This window comes from Paenibacillus sp. J22R98, from assembly GCF_059383835.1.
This window is the reverse complement of sequence record NZ_JBXENW010000002.1, coordinates 87,701-100,754: the sequence shown is the minus strand read 5'-3', so window position 1 is coordinate 100,754 and position 13,054 is coordinate 87,701. Positions and strand designations below refer to the sequence as shown.

The following is a 13,054-nucleotide window of genomic DNA, read 5'->3' as shown; positions in this document are numbered from 1 at the left end:
GAAAGCGCAAAGCTTCCATTCATGGATAACAAACAGGCTCCCAAGGAATTGAGAGCCTATTCGCCTTTTCATGCGATTGCTTATGTTATTGACCTTCGTATGGATTTGTTTTCAAGAACTCATTGAATTGTCTCTCAACTTCAGCAACAACCTTCTGGTACCCTGCTTTGTCGAGCTGCTTCTGGATTTTCGCCAAATTGCCCGCTGCATCATCCAATACGCCATCGCCGATACCATAAAGCTGCGAGCGAACCTCGCTGACCTTCGCAACCTCAGTCTTCACGCTGTCCGGCACGAAGCTGAAGCCGGCATTCGGTGCCTTATAGAAGAAGTTGGTATCGCCCAAGTTGTTCAGCATCGTTACAATATTGTCCGGTGTCTTGCTGTCATAGCGAACCATCGTTGGGTTCCAAGAAAGGGTGAAACCCGGGAAGTTGTAGTTAGTAGCCGCATCTACCGTTGCTGGAATGGAATACTTCGTCGTACCTTCCGCCTGCCAGTGCTTGCCGGCGATGCCGAACTCGAACAGATCATGATTCTCTTGGCTCGCAAACAACCAGTCAAAGAAGGCAATCGTGCGATCAATGTTTTTGGAGTTCGCAGGGATGGCAGCGAAGTTCCAAGCTTTAAAGTCGCTTCCCACTGCTTTAGCCGTACCCTCCATAAGACCCGGTGTAATCACGAATGCACCTAGCTTTGCCCCCGGAATCGACGTCTCCAACTGCTGGCTTTCCGAAGAATAAATATCAAGTGTACGTAACACCGATGCTGCCTTGCCGGACATAAATTGGCCATCCGGATCCTTCTGTGCCAGGATATCTTTCTCTAGATAGCCCTTCGTATACCATTCGCGGACCATTTTGAACCCTTTCAAAGGATCTATCGTATTCAGAGGTGCAGGAAGCAGCTTCAAGAATTCCGGATCGCTGTAGCCATCCACTGTCTTCGCTGCATAAGCCGTTCCGTCCGGTTTAATCGCGATACTGACCCCTGTACCACCCATGTTCACCATTGCGTTATGCTTCTCTGTAAGCGGATTCGTCATGGAGAGCAGCAAATCGGACACCAGATCCGTATTGCCGTTCATCGTAAACGGTACAATCCCTTTGTCATTAGCAAGTACTGCATCGTAGAACTTCTCCAAATCCGCGAGTGATTTAATTTCGCCGATGCCGTACTTGTCAGCCATGTCTTTACGGTAGTAAATCGTACCGCCGCCACTGAAAGCATGCGTGAACGGAATACCATACACATGCGAGGAGCCGCTCTTGTCTGCGAAGCTGTTATTCTTGAGATATTCGGCCGTAAATGCTTTCTTCAGCCCAGGGTATTTATCATTATTGAAGTAAGAGTCCAGATTGACCAGCTGATCCTTTGAAATCATCTGGCTGATATTCGGATTCGTCCATTGTGCCGTGAACACGCTGTCCACTTGCTCGCCGGCAGCCAGCTTCAGGGAAACCTTTTGGCCAATGTCATCGAATGTAGTGAAGTTGAAATGAATCTTCGTATTCAGCGTATCTTTCGTTTGTTCATAGAACTTGTCGAGCACAGCTTCCAGATCGTTAACGTTAGCGGTTGGAGAAGGCATGTAGAATTCAAGCGTAACTTCTTCAGGAGCCGTGCTTTCGGTTGTTTCTGCTGCGTTAGTAGTGTTGTCGGCTGCCGCCGTATTCGTCTCGGCTGCCTTGTTCGTGGTGTTTGCGGCCTTATTGGCGTTATCCTCCGAATTGTTGCCTGAACAACCTGCTAATGCTGAAAGAGACAACGTCGCTGCAACAAGAAGCGCTGCGTTTTTATGCAACTTTTTCCTCATTTGTATACCCCTCTCGTTCTGATTGGAACGCTATATGCTAACCGGCCACCCGGTAATAGCCTGAACGAACGCCTTTATGAATCTGATCCTCTTATCCTTTGACTGCTCCGACCGTTAATCCTTTGATAAAATACTTCTGCAGAAATGGATAAAGTAAAACAATTGGGCCGATGGATACCATTGCTGTAGCTACTCGAATGCCAATGGTCGGCACCGTTGCACCGCCAAGAGCTGCCCTTGCTGCGGCACTTAGCGACGAGTTCAGAAACTCCGCCTGCTGCTGCAGTCGCATGATCAAGTATTGGAGCGTAAACAACTTCTGATCATCGATGAAGAGAAGAACGCGGAACCATTCGTTCCAATATCCCATCGCCGAGAATAATCCGATGGTTGCGAGAATTGGCGCTGATAGAGGCAGAATAATTTTGAAATAGATATAGATTTCGCTTGCCCCATCGATCTTCGCCGACTCAGACAATGCCTCCGGCAAAGAAGAGAAGTAATTCTTCATCAGGAAAACGTTGAAGCCATTCAAGGCACCGGGGATGATCAACACCCAGATGTTGTTATGCAAATGCAGCATGCGCGTCGTTAGAATGTACGTTGGGACCAAACCACCATTGAACACCATCGTTACATAGGTGAAAAATGTAATGCGATGCCGATACTTCAAGGTGCTGACCGTCAGCGGGTAAGCCAGCGAGCTGGTAAGGAAGAGCGTCAATATAACGCCGCCGATGGTCGTGATGATTGTAACGGAATAAGCCCGATATACACTCTGCGTTCCTGTGAATATGAGTTTATAGGCGGTCAGGTCGAACTGCGATATCCACAAGCTGTACCCATTGCGAATCAGCGCCAGTTCATTGGTGAACGAAGCGGCAAGTGCAATCCATAGCGGCAGCATACAGATGAGCGCGAATCCGATGATGGTTATGTAGAAGACGGTAAGCAGCGTCCGGTCACCCATCGTCTTGTGGTGCATGGCGATTCCTCCTTCCTTTCAAGGCTGGCTCTTAGAACAGTGCCGAATCCTTCGATAGCTTGCGGGTGATGCCATTAGCGGAGAGTACGAGCAAGAAACCAACGACGGCTTGGAATAGGCCTACTGCCGATGACATCCCAATATCGTTGTTCATCCGAAGTGCGCGGTACACATACGTATCAATGACATCCGTCGTTGGTCGCAGCACCGGATTATCGCCTACAAGGGCGTAGATCATGCCGAAGTCACCGTAGAAAATGCCGCCGATCGACAAGATGAACAGCATAAGTGTCGTTGTCTTCAACATCGGTAGTGTGATGCGGGTAATCGATTGGAAACGGCTGGCACCGTCAATTCGGGCCGCTTCATACATTTCTTGATCCAGGCCGCTTATCGTTGCCAAGTAGATGACCGTGCCGAATCCTACACCCTTCCAGAGCCGAAGCAGGACTAGAATAAGCGGCCACCATGAAGCATTTTGATAATAGTTGATTGGCTCTAATCCCAGTAAACCGAGTACATGATTGATAACACCCGCATCCGTGGAAAAGAGTGCGATCGAGAAGATCGAGATTACCGTCCAAGAAATAAAATTCGGCAGAAACATAAAGGACTGCGCGATTTTCTTAACCGCCTTGCTGCCGATTTCGTTCAGACCAATCGCCATAAACATCTGTACAGCGAGTCCTGTTATGATGAACAGGATGTTCAGATAGATCGTATTAATCGTGACCGTAATCCAATCGTTGGAGGTAAAGAAGAACTTGAAGTTCATCAGCCCTACGAACTCACTCTTCAGACCATAAAGTCCTGCCATCGGGTTGTAATCCACGAAAGACATGTACAGACCGGCCATAGGCAGATAATTGAAAACAATGAGGAACAGAATACCGGGTAAAGTGAGCAAATAGAGATACCGGTTCTTTATGATCTCTCGCAAAAAGGTGTCTTTCTTCTTCCTCTCCGCCGTTGCCTTCGACTGCGTTTGCCGCTCAAGCGTTAGGGGAGCTGGCATGGTTGTTCCTCCTCTGATCCATCATTTGTGTATGCTCATCGTTGATTATTCAGCTGCTTGAGCCCAAGATTGGCTCTGATTGCTTCCATTGTGATCTCTGCGTAACCGATTGAGGTATCGCTTGCCCCGTAATAGATCTTCACTAGATCGTCCTCATGCAGAGCACCGCAAGGGAAGATGACATTCCCGAAAAATCCTTCCAGCTCATAGGCCGCTTCCGGCTCCATGATCGGCTGCTCACTTCGTGCAAGGACTTTCCATGGCTCATGCTTATCCAGCAGCAGTGCCCCGATGCAGTAGCGGTTGGACTTATCCGCTCCGTGATAGATCTCGAGCCAGCCCTCTTCGATTTCGAACGGGACTGCGCTGGCTCCGATTCGACCGTCATCCCAGAAGCCCGGCCTTACGCCAATGAGGTGACGATGGTTGCCCCATTGCATGAGATCACTGGATTGTGCAATCCACATCTCCGGCTGTCCGTAGTGGGAGCAAGATGGACGGTGAAGCGCGTAGTAGCTGCCTCCGATCGATGCCGGGAAGATTGCCACGTCTTTGTTATCGGGGTGAAAGATGTTTCCTTGTCTCGTAAACGTTATGAAATCTTCGGTTGTGATGAGAGATGTGCAGATGCCGTATGCAGAGATTGCAGAGTAGGTTATGTAATAGATGTTGTCTATTAAAGTGATGCGGGGGTCTTCGATGCCATAGCTCTCATATGGACCGTTTGGCAGTAGGGTAGGTTCAGGATCAATGGTGAAGTGAATGCCATCTGTACTCCTTGCCACTCTTAAGTGCGAGATGGACGTTAAGTAGTTCCGTTCAGGCGTGCGGATGACTCTTACATCAGAGAAGTCGTATTCCGGCTTGCGTTCTATCGCATGCAGCACGATACGGTCTTCGGATGGGCTATACAAGGGGGTTACGTAAACCTCGGGATCATCGTTAATTGGACGTTCAGCAACGCGCAGCAGCAGGATCGTTTCATCCAGATAGCGGGTAACTCCTGCATTGAATACCCCGATGACCTCCATATTCGGATTGGAAGCGTTAACATTTTGAGGTTGAATAATAGGATTACTCGGTGATCGCCTCGGTTTCGTCAAGGGCACACTCTCCTGTCTATTACTTCCCTGTTGTCTCAGGTACATTTATTACCTTATGTAAGCGATTATAATTTAGGTTATTTATTCCTGTCAACGATTATAATTAAGTAATTTTTCCATCTGAGATTTCGACTGTAACAGGTTGGAAATACCTAATAAACCTAGTGAAACCGAGGGTTTTCGCGAACTAGTATGCTATTAACAGCCCTCGTTATCGTAACCTCATGGTGAAAAACAGGAAAGTAACACGGAAAATATTAACTTTACAATTGACTTGTTAAGTAACTTTTTATAGTATCTAATTAGAAGTCAAAATGACATTATTAGGGGAAATTCGCATGCAGGTGGGTAAAGTTACGTTAGAAACCATTGCCGCGCAACTCGGCATTACGAAAGTCAGCGTATCTAAAGCTCTAAATAACCAGCCGGGTGTCAGCGAAGAGTTAAAACGACGTATTGTACAATCTGCCCGCGAGCTTGGCTACATAAAGAAGGGGAACGTCAAGCCTTCTGCCACAGTCTCCAAACTGGGACTTCTTGTACCTAAACGATTCTTTCTGGAGTCGGATAACTTTTATACGAAAATCTATTATTATACCAATCAGGAATGTGCCAAGAAGGATATCAGCCTATCCCTCTATGTGCTAGATCCCGAGCAAGAACAGAGCGGCTCACTTCCTCTCTCGCTCATTCAGGATCAGAGCGAGCTGAATGGACTATTCGTAGCCGGCGAGGTCACTGCGGATTATATGAAAATTCTGCTAGACCTTCCCTTTCCCGTTGTAGTGATTGACTTCTACAAAGCAGGTATGGCACTGGACTGCATTCTTGCCGATAACTATCAAGCCGGTTATACCGTAACGAATTACCTGATCCAGCACGGACATACGCGGATCGGTTTCGTCGGCAATCCCCAATTCACAACCAGCGTGATGGACCGCTATTGCGGGTATATTAAAGCGCTTACCTATCATCAGCTTGAGATTAATCCGAGCTGGCGAATTGTAAATAATGATATCAACAATTCTTATGTCATGGACTTCCCGCTTCCGGCTGAGCTCCCAACCGCATTCGTATGTCACTGTGACATGGCTGCCTACAAGCTGCTGCTCAAACTGCAGAAGGAAGGCATTTCCGTGCCCGACGAAGTTTCCCTTATCAGCTTCGACAACACGGATTTAAGCCAGAGCGTTACTCCCGCCCTGACTTCGATGAATATAAGCAAACATGATTTTGCGACCGAAGCTGTTCATCGCATGTTATGGCGTATCAAGCATGACAGCGCGCAGAGCAAGACGACGTATCTGCAAAGTACTTTGATCGTACGAGATTCCGTGAAACGGATGTAAGCTTGATGTCTTTAACGCAGCAAGGCTGCCGGAGCTATTTGCCCGGCAGCCTTGCTGCGTTCATATTCATTTACTAGGCTAGCAGAATCGAATCTTTCTGGTTGAACAATGGATGAGAAGAAAATAAGTCTTAGAACCCGCCTCTCGAATGAATGACTTCGCCGGTAATCCATTGGGCATCGTCACTTGCGAGAAAAGTAATTAGACGTGCTGCATCTTCCGGAAGACCGATCCGGCCCATAGGGAATTTGGGGAGTAAAGCTTCTTTCACCTCTACGGACATCCAACCCGAGTCAGTCGGACCCGGATCAACAGCATTCACGGTTATACCAAGCGGTGCCAGTTCTGCAGCCAGCGATTCGGTAAAAAATGAAATAGCACCTTTTGTCGCGGCATAGGCAAGATTGCCGGGCATAGGGCCTTTCCCCTGACCGGAAGTGAGATTAATGATTCTTCCACCGACATGACTATGGGAAGCCTGACTCATTTTCTCTGCCTCTATCATGCGGGCGAATTCAGCGGATAGCATGAATGTCCCTCTAACGTTCACAGCACAGTGTGCATCGATGAGAGCTTCGCTTAATTGCCGAAAATCCGCATCGACGCTATAAGTAGCGTTATTTATAAGGATGGTTGGCAAACCAATTGCTTTCCGTACTTCTCCCAGTAATAAGGACGCTGAACCCGAAATCGCAAGGTCCAACTTCATATGTCCAACTTTTATTCCCCATTGGCGCAGTTCCTCAGCAAAACGTTCAGGCCAACTCTCGTCAGCATCATTTGGGTAAATGTCTTTATCGTAGTCATACAAGTGCGTAAAGAATACGCTTGCGTTTTCAGCTGCAAATGCCCGACAAATTGCGGCACCAATTCCGCCGGGACGACTAACCCCCGTAACTATAGCGATTTTCCCTTGCAATCTTGTCATTACAGATTTACCTCCCGTTATCGAAAACGAAGCTAGCGTAATATCTGGTCCGGAATACATGTAGGCTTTCACCCCTGTCAGCCCAGATGAGTATCTTATGGGTGAAGTTATTTTAATAAAACGGGGTGCTCGGCTTGGGATACTTTGTTCCTGTTGAACCAGGTGTGAAAATATATGTAGAGGATATCAACCCGCAGGGGAATAAGACAATACTATTTATCCATGGCTGGCCGTTAAACCATAAGCAGTTTGAATATCAGTTTAATTATCTTCCCACACAGGGTTATCGTTGTATTGGTATTGACTGGAGGGGCTTCGGTAATTCCGATAAACCATTTAGCGGTTACAGTTTTGACAGATTAGCAGATGATGTTCGTGCAGTAATCGATGCGCTTCAATTAAAAAACATCATACTTGCGGGACACTCCACAGGAGGGGCGATCTCGATTCGATACATGGCCCGGCATCATGGGCATGGGGTTTCGAAACTGATCCTAATCGATGCAGCATCCCCAACTAGCGTTCCGAAAGAAGTGGCAAACAAATTCATTGCAGAAACCAATACGGATCGTCCTAAAATGTTAAGGGATGCCACGGATATCTTTTTCTTTCAGTATATAACAGGACCGTCCGCAGATTGGTTCTTTCAGCTTGGCTTAGAGGCAGCAAATTGGTCCACCTCCGCCATTATGGCTACACTCAGAGATGAGAATGTATACCATGATCTTAGTCAAATAGCGGTACCAACCTTAATCATTCACGGCATCCATGATAAAGTCGTTCCGTTTACCAATGGGCAGGAAACCAATAAGCTAATAAAAAATTCGCAATTGGTACCGTTTCTCTATAGCGGTCATTGTGCCTTTTTGGAAGAGCGTGACAGATTCAACCAAGTCATTACTCAGTTTATGGGATGATGGGCTACTCTTATTGAATGACATCCGCTGCAGGCAATGTAAGATAGACGGCATCAATTTCATTGTTCTTATGAATGAGTGCATATGCAATTCGATGCCCCCCATCAATTAATTGTCCTTCTGAACATAATAATATGGGGTACTCCATGTTTGCGTTGATAATCCGCTGACAATGAAGCGCAACATTGCGTATCGTTGGAATTGGTGTATTCCTGCTACCCGCAAACCAACAATCCTGATCAAGTTCCTTGATGGTATCAATCTTGGTTCTATGAACGGGTAAGTTCTTAGCTAACTCCCATAGCTTTTCAACGTCCCAGACATGTCGCCTTCCGTCGATGATCCTTCCGTGTTTATGCTTCATTCGTGAAAGTAACTCTTCCATTATAATCACCACCTATTCGTAGTGTTTCATCTTACACATTTCAAATTGCCACAAAACAGTTGTTTAATCTCTCGATTGAAAGTAGTGGATCGGGCGGATCTCAATTCCCCATCCAAATTCTTCGCCCGAAGGCACTTGTACGGTCGGATGTAAAGAAGCAATCCGGATCGCTTCCTCCATGTCCCGTGCTTCAATGAGAAAAGCACTACCGATCATTTCCTTCGCTTCGATAAAAGGACCGTCCATAACCTTCACTTTCCCATTCGCTCGCCGCAAGCATTTCGTTTCGGAAGCGAGACCAGCATCGATAATCACTCGGCCGCTATTGTAGAAATTATCCAAATGCGGTGGGCATTCGTTCATCACAGCATCAATCTCATCTTTTGGGCGGGCATCCATTTTCTCTGCATCCAAGTACCCCAAACACAGGTATTTCATCATTCTCATTTCTCCTTTAACGTTAAATTGAAGCATTCATTATTGCCTCTACTTAAACGACGAACGGTATGCAATAAAAGCGACAAACCCTTGAGAATATTTTTATAATAATCATTCTTTTCTTTAAGTAGATCGTTCTTCTGCAGCTTTGTTTTTCAAAATTTCACTTTCAGCGCATTCAGCAGCACGTTTCAATAGCAGTTCTCGCTCACGGGTGTTGCCCGTAAGCGCTGCGGCGCGTTTAAACTCCAATTGGGCATCTTCGAGCCGCCTCAATTTCATAAGAAAATCACCACGGACACTCGGTAATAAATGATAGCTTTTCAGGGATGGCTCGGATAACAGCCTATCGACGATCTGGAGTCCAATCTCCGGTCCATGCACCATTGATATGGCTACCGCGCGATTTAACACTATGATAGGCGATGCTGCTATTCGGGAGAGTTCATAATAAAGATCGGATATCCGAACCCAATCCGTCTCCACCGCTGTTCGGGCTAGGGCGTGACAAGCAGCAATAGCTGCCTGAAGTGAATAAGGGCCAAGTTCGCCGCCAAGTCTCTTGGCACGATCAAGCGAAGCCAATCCGCTTTCGATCAGGGAGTTATCCCAGAGTGCCCGGTTTTGATCCATCAGCAGAATGGGTTCTCCGGTTGAGTCGACCCGCGCTTTAAACCTAGCCGCTTGGAATTCCATAAGCGCAACAAGCCCATAGATCTCGGGTTCATTTTGCACGATTTTCGCCAATATGCGGCCTAGCCGCAGGGCTTCTTCGCATAGTAAAGGCCGCAACCAACTATCGCCGAAAGACGCGGAGTATCCTTCGTTAAACATGAGATAGATCACCTCAAGAACCGAGGACAGTCGAGTCGTGAGCTCGGCCTTCGGAGGAACTTCGAATGGAATGCGCTTCTCCGGGAGCGTTCGCTTGGCCCGCGTAATTCGTTGTGCGACCGTTGGCTCCGGTATGAGGTACGATTTTGCGATTTCCTCGGTCGTTAGTCCTCCGAGCAGTCGCAGTGTGAGTGACGCACGAGCCTCTGCCGACAAAATTGGATGACAAGTCATGAATATCAGGCGGAGGAGATCATCTCCAAAGTAATCGTCAAGTCCAAAATCAAAATCCGGCTCGTCATGAGCGTTCAACTCGTAGCCAAGCTCTTCATATTTGTGATCCCTCAATTTATTTCTGCGCAGCAGATCGAGGGCCCGATGTTTTGCGGTTGCCATCAGCCAAGCACCAGGGTTATCGGGTATGCCTGATTGTGGCCAGCGCTCGAGGGCAATGACGAGCGAATCCTGCGCAAGATCTTCGGCTAGTCCGACATCTCCTACAATCCGAATGAGAGCTGCAATAATCTTGGCCGATTCACTCCTCCAAATCGCATCGATGGAACGATGTATAACTTGGTCCGTTACGATAATTCCTCCTTAATACACCTATTGTACAAGAGCAGATCTCTACTATTTTTCGTGAACTGCCGGAAAATCCCTTTTATTCAATCCGATGAGCACTAATAACTGAATTCTGTTCCGATTGCATCTTGCTGATCCCAGTTCCACCAATCTACGGCTCCTACGAATGGGGAATTCACTTTATTTTCTTCTTTTAGCTTTAGTAGTTCCTTCGTCGGACCGGTAAGTACAGCGCCATAGATCTTAACCCCGTTCTTTTGTAAATACGCATATCTCTGTTCGAGGGTCACATGAGTATCGAGGTGAAGGGAAGAGAGTAATATATTCGTCCATTTGGGATGTTCAATTAAGTACTGTATCTCGTTCATATAGGCTTGGGCTCTACGCTCACCTTCCCCGTTCACTTCAATTGTGAAATTTCCACCACCGTTTTCTCCGTAGTTTAAAGCATTCGGCGCATAACCGAACACAGTTCCATTTCCAAGGCGTTGGTGTTGAATCGACAATTCTTTTTCTATGCCGGTATCGATTGCCAACCACACTGTCATCAGATCATATTTCTTGATGAGATCAAAATATTCATCATGAGTCATTGGATGATCTAATGAAATTGCAAGTTGGGCGACTGTTCCTTCAGGCAATTTCTGAAGCGTTTTCCAGCCATTCGGATTTAGTGATCTTTCGGACCCTGTAGTGTCATTCCCTACGGGATAATTGAAGATAAAAGGTGTACTGTGTTGACCATTGTTCCAATTGAATTTTCCAGTGAGCTTTGAAAAAATGAAGTTGTCTTGAAATGTGCCAACTGTACGCTGTTCACGTCCGACTTGTTCATTCAACCTGAACATAAGGGTCCATGAAAAATAACTGTTTTTTCCGGTAGAAGATGAAGCCGTTATACCTGGCTTGTTGAACTGAATAACATCAGCCGTTATCCGTAATGCCGACTGGGTATTAGGCTCGAACCACCGAGTAATGAAAAGTGAATTAGAATACATATTACCCGTAAGAATGAGCACAACCAAAAATAGCGTTGATAACGATATAAGAAAAACAAATAGTCTGCTCCTCCGTTTTCCTTTTTTCAAAATGCGCGTTTGCACATCCCACTCCTCATCGTCACGTTCATTGCTCATGTCCTGCACTCCTCCAACCTACAAGTAGTTTTTGCCTTCCCCGATAGATAGCGCTTTTCACATCCGAAAGTGAAATTTCCAGCACCTCTGCTATTTCCTCATAACTCAATTTGACGCTCACAGCTACCATCAACCCACTCATCCTTGCTGCATACAATCTTACCACGATCTGGAAAAGACATTTGTGACAGTCCTTTAAAAAATAAGGGTAAAATCGCTGCTATTCATACAAAAAAGGCAGCTGATTAATTTCAGCTGCCCTCCTTATGAGGAATAAGCGCATCCAGCAATTCCTTCCGATACTGATTAGCTATGGGGTCATACACCCCGAAGCCCGAGCAAAATTCCCAATAAGCCCAGCTGAAACCGTGCTTCTCCGCTTCCTCTCGCACAAAGGACGTCCAACGTGCTCGTGAAGGCATATCGGCTTTGCTGTACGCGCCGAATTCGCCAAGATAGATCGGGCGATGGTTCTCCTTTGCCCAATTGTTCACCTTATCAAAGGCTTCCACAATCGAATTGGGACCTGCCGGATTCGTTTCCACCGGTTCCGTATTGTAATCTTGGAACCAATCGTCCACCCAATTCACCTGCTTGGCGGAAGTGATCGGTTCCACCTTCTGCGCCGGAGGACCTGGCCATATGACGCCGATGGTTCCGACCTCCGGCCCTCCCCATTCTGCCCCCTGGTGGGTGAAGAGAAAAGGATCGTAATAATGGAACGTAACGATAACATTCTGTTCGTTAACCGGAATGTCGAGCGACACAAGATCAGCGTAATTGCTCCAGTTGACGGAGCCGATAATGACCGTATGCCACTGATCCTCGCTTCGAATCGTATCGAGCGCTTTCTTCAGCATTTTATTCCATTTTGACCAGGTCAGAGAACCGTTTGGTTCATTGAGCATTTCAAAATACACATTGCTGGGAAGCTCCTTATACCGTGCCGAAATTTGCTTCCATAGCGCCAGAAAACGAGTCTCCTGCTCATCTGGATTCAGATAGATCTCATCGAAATTGTGCATGTCAAGAACTACGTTCAGCTCCTGCTTCAGCGCCTGGTCGATGACCCAATCCAAGCGTTCGAAAAACTTGGCGTCAATAGCGAATGGAGCTTGCGCGTCCGCATGCGCCGACCACTTAATCGGAACGCGGACCGTTTCGAAGCCTGCATCCTTGATCGTCTTGAAGTAGCTTTCCTGTAGAATAACTCCCCATTGTCCTTCTATCGGCGCCTCAAGCGCGTTGCCAAGATTGACGCCTCTCCCGAGCTGTTTCGCCTGTTGAAATACATCAAGCGGCGCCGACTGCGGGTCACGCTTCGGCAGCTTAGGGTCCGGCGTAGTCGCGGGCAAAGCAGCAGGAGTCGGATCGGGAGACGGCGTATTCTCCTCTGCTTTGCTCGCCGGAGACGGAGTGTTCTCCTCTGCTTTGCTCGCCGCCGGCGTGGCATTCTCCGTCTTGTTCGATACCTCATCTCCTAGGTTTTGCGTGCCACCTTTACACCCCGTTGCCAATACAATCATGAGCAGTAAGACAACGAGCGCAATACTCCATTTTTTCAAT

13 protein-coding genes are annotated in these 13,054 nt (G+C 47.2%); 2 read left to right on the top strand and 11 right to left on the bottom strand.

The window, feature by feature from the left end:
- Positions 1-85: 85 nt before the first annotated feature.
- The 4 genes from AC50Y3_RS06120 to AC50Y3_RS06105 all read right to left on the bottom strand — a co-directional run bounded on the left by AC50Y3_RS06120 (position 86) and on the right by AC50Y3_RS06105 (position 4,919).
- Positions 86-1,816, bottom strand: coding sequence for a DUF3502 domain-containing protein (locus tag AC50Y3_RS06120; RefSeq protein WP_494817893.1), 1,731 nt, complete (start codon positions 1,814-1,816; stop codon positions 86-88).
- Positions 1,817-1,907: 91 nt separating this feature from the next.
- A complete protein-coding gene (locus AC50Y3_RS06115; RefSeq protein ID WP_494817892.1) occupies positions 1,908-2,801 on the bottom strand; it encodes a carbohydrate ABC transporter permease in 894 nt (297 codons plus the stop codon).
- Positions 2,802-2,832: 31 nt separating this feature from the next.
- Positions 2,833-3,816 carry an ABC transporter permease gene (locus tag AC50Y3_RS06110; protein WP_494817891.1) on the bottom strand — a complete coding sequence of 328 codons (984 nt, stop codon included), beginning with the start codon at positions 3,814-3,816 and terminating at the stop codon, positions 2,833-2,835.
- A gap of 35 nt (positions 3,817-3,851) precedes the next feature.
- Positions 3,852-4,919, bottom strand: a complete 1,068-nt coding sequence (locus tag AC50Y3_RS06105; RefSeq protein ID WP_494817890.1) for a glycoside hydrolase family 130 protein — start codon at positions 4,917-4,919, stop codon at positions 3,852-3,854.
- 338 nt (positions 4,920-5,257) lie between these two features.
- On the opposite strand from AC50Y3_RS06105, the gene AC50Y3_RS06100 reads away from it, so the two are divergent.
- Complete coding sequence (locus AC50Y3_RS06100; protein WP_494817889.1) at positions 5,258-6,268, top strand: LacI family DNA-binding transcriptional regulator; 1,011 nt, start codon at positions 5,258-5,260, stop codon at positions 6,266-6,268.
- A gap of 130 nt (positions 6,269-6,398) precedes the next feature.
- Here the strand turns inward: AC50Y3_RS06100 and AC50Y3_RS06095 are convergent, their stop codons facing one another.
- Complete coding sequence (locus tag AC50Y3_RS06095; protein WP_494817888.1) at positions 6,399-7,196, bottom strand: SDR family oxidoreductase; 798 nt, start codon at positions 7,194-7,196, stop codon at positions 6,399-6,401.
- 134 nt (positions 7,197-7,330) lie between these two features.
- Between AC50Y3_RS06095 and AC50Y3_RS06090 the strand changes: the two genes are divergently transcribed.
- The gene (locus tag AC50Y3_RS06090) at positions 7,331-8,113 is read left to right on the top strand and encodes an alpha/beta fold hydrolase (protein WP_494817887.1); all 783 of its coding nucleotides are present in this window, start codon (positions 7,331-7,333) and stop codon (positions 8,111-8,113) included.
- A gap of 10 nt (positions 8,114-8,123) precedes the next feature.
- On the opposite strand, the gene AC50Y3_RS06085 is transcribed toward AC50Y3_RS06090, so the two are convergent.
- The 6 genes from AC50Y3_RS06085 to AC50Y3_RS06060 all read right to left on the bottom strand — a co-directional run bounded on the left by AC50Y3_RS06085 (position 8,124) and on the right by AC50Y3_RS06060 (position 13,053).
- Entirely contained in the window at positions 8,124-8,498 is a 375-nt protein-coding gene (locus AC50Y3_RS06085) for a hypothetical protein (protein ID WP_494817886.1), read from the bottom strand.
- A gap of 63 nt (positions 8,499-8,561) precedes the next feature.
- On the bottom strand, positions 8,562-8,939 hold the full coding sequence (locus tag AC50Y3_RS06080; protein ID WP_494817885.1) for a YciI family protein: 378 nt from the start codon (positions 8,937-8,939) through the stop codon (positions 8,562-8,564).
- A gap of 120 nt (positions 8,940-9,059) precedes the next feature.
- Complete coding sequence (locus tag AC50Y3_RS06075) at positions 9,060-10,358, bottom strand: RNA polymerase sigma factor (RefSeq protein ID WP_494818589.1); 1,299 nt, start codon at positions 10,356-10,358, stop codon at positions 9,060-9,062.
- Positions 10,359-10,450: 92 nt separating this feature from the next.
- Positions 10,451-11,488 carry an anti-sigma factor gene (locus AC50Y3_RS06070; RefSeq protein WP_494817884.1) on the bottom strand — a complete coding sequence of 346 codons (1,038 nt, stop codon included), beginning with the start codon at positions 11,486-11,488 and terminating at the stop codon, positions 10,451-10,453.
- Positions 11,478-11,618 (bottom strand): sigma factor-like helix-turn-helix DNA-binding protein, encoded by a 141-nt coding sequence (locus AC50Y3_RS06065; protein WP_494817883.1) that lies wholly within the window; start codon positions 11,616-11,618, stop codon positions 11,478-11,480. Before AC50Y3_RS06065 ends, AC50Y3_RS06070 begins: the two co-directional genes overlap by 11 nt.
- Before the next feature lie 121 nt (positions 11,619-11,739).
- Positions 11,740-13,053, bottom strand: a complete 1,314-nt coding sequence (locus AC50Y3_RS06060) for a glycoside hydrolase family 5 protein (RefSeq protein ID WP_494817882.1) — start codon at positions 13,051-13,053, stop codon at positions 11,740-11,742.
- Position 13,054: the final 1 nt, after the last annotated feature.

Excerpts from the sequence above, each read along its gene's own strand:
- AC50Y3_RS06100 (WP_494817889.1), top strand. The coding sequence starts at position 5,258 with ATGCAGGTGGGTAAAGTTACGTTAGAAACCATTGCCGCGCAACTCGGC.
- AC50Y3_RS06115 (WP_494817892.1), bottom strand. The coding sequence starts at position 2,801 with ATGCACCACAAGACGATGGGTGACCGGACGCTGCTTACCGTCTTCTAC.
- AC50Y3_RS06070 (WP_494817884.1), bottom strand. The coding sequence starts at position 11,488 with ATGAGCAATGAACGTGACGATGAGGAGTGGGATGTGCAAACGCGCATT.
- AC50Y3_RS06065 (WP_494817883.1), bottom strand. The coding sequence starts at position 11,618 with ATGGTAGCTGTGAGCGTCAAATTGAGTTATGAGGAAATAGCAGAGGTG.
- AC50Y3_RS06110 (WP_494817891.1), bottom strand. The coding sequence starts at position 3,816 with ATGCCAGCTCCCCTAACGCTTGAGCGGCAAACGCAGTCGAAGGCAACG.
- AC50Y3_RS06120 (WP_494817893.1), bottom strand. The coding sequence starts at position 1,816 with ATGAGGAAAAAGTTGCATAAAAACGCAGCGCTTCTTGTTGCAGCGACG.
- AC50Y3_RS06095 (WP_494817888.1), bottom strand. The coding sequence starts at position 7,196 with ATGACAAGATTGCAAGGGAAAATCGCTATAGTTACGGGGGTTAGTCGT.
- AC50Y3_RS06080 (WP_494817885.1), bottom strand. The coding sequence starts at position 8,939 with ATGATGAAATACCTGTGTTTGGGGTACTTGGATGCAGAGAAAATGGAT.
- AC50Y3_RS06085 (WP_494817886.1), bottom strand. The coding sequence starts at position 8,498 with ATGGAAGAGTTACTTTCACGAATGAAGCATAAACACGGAAGGATCATC.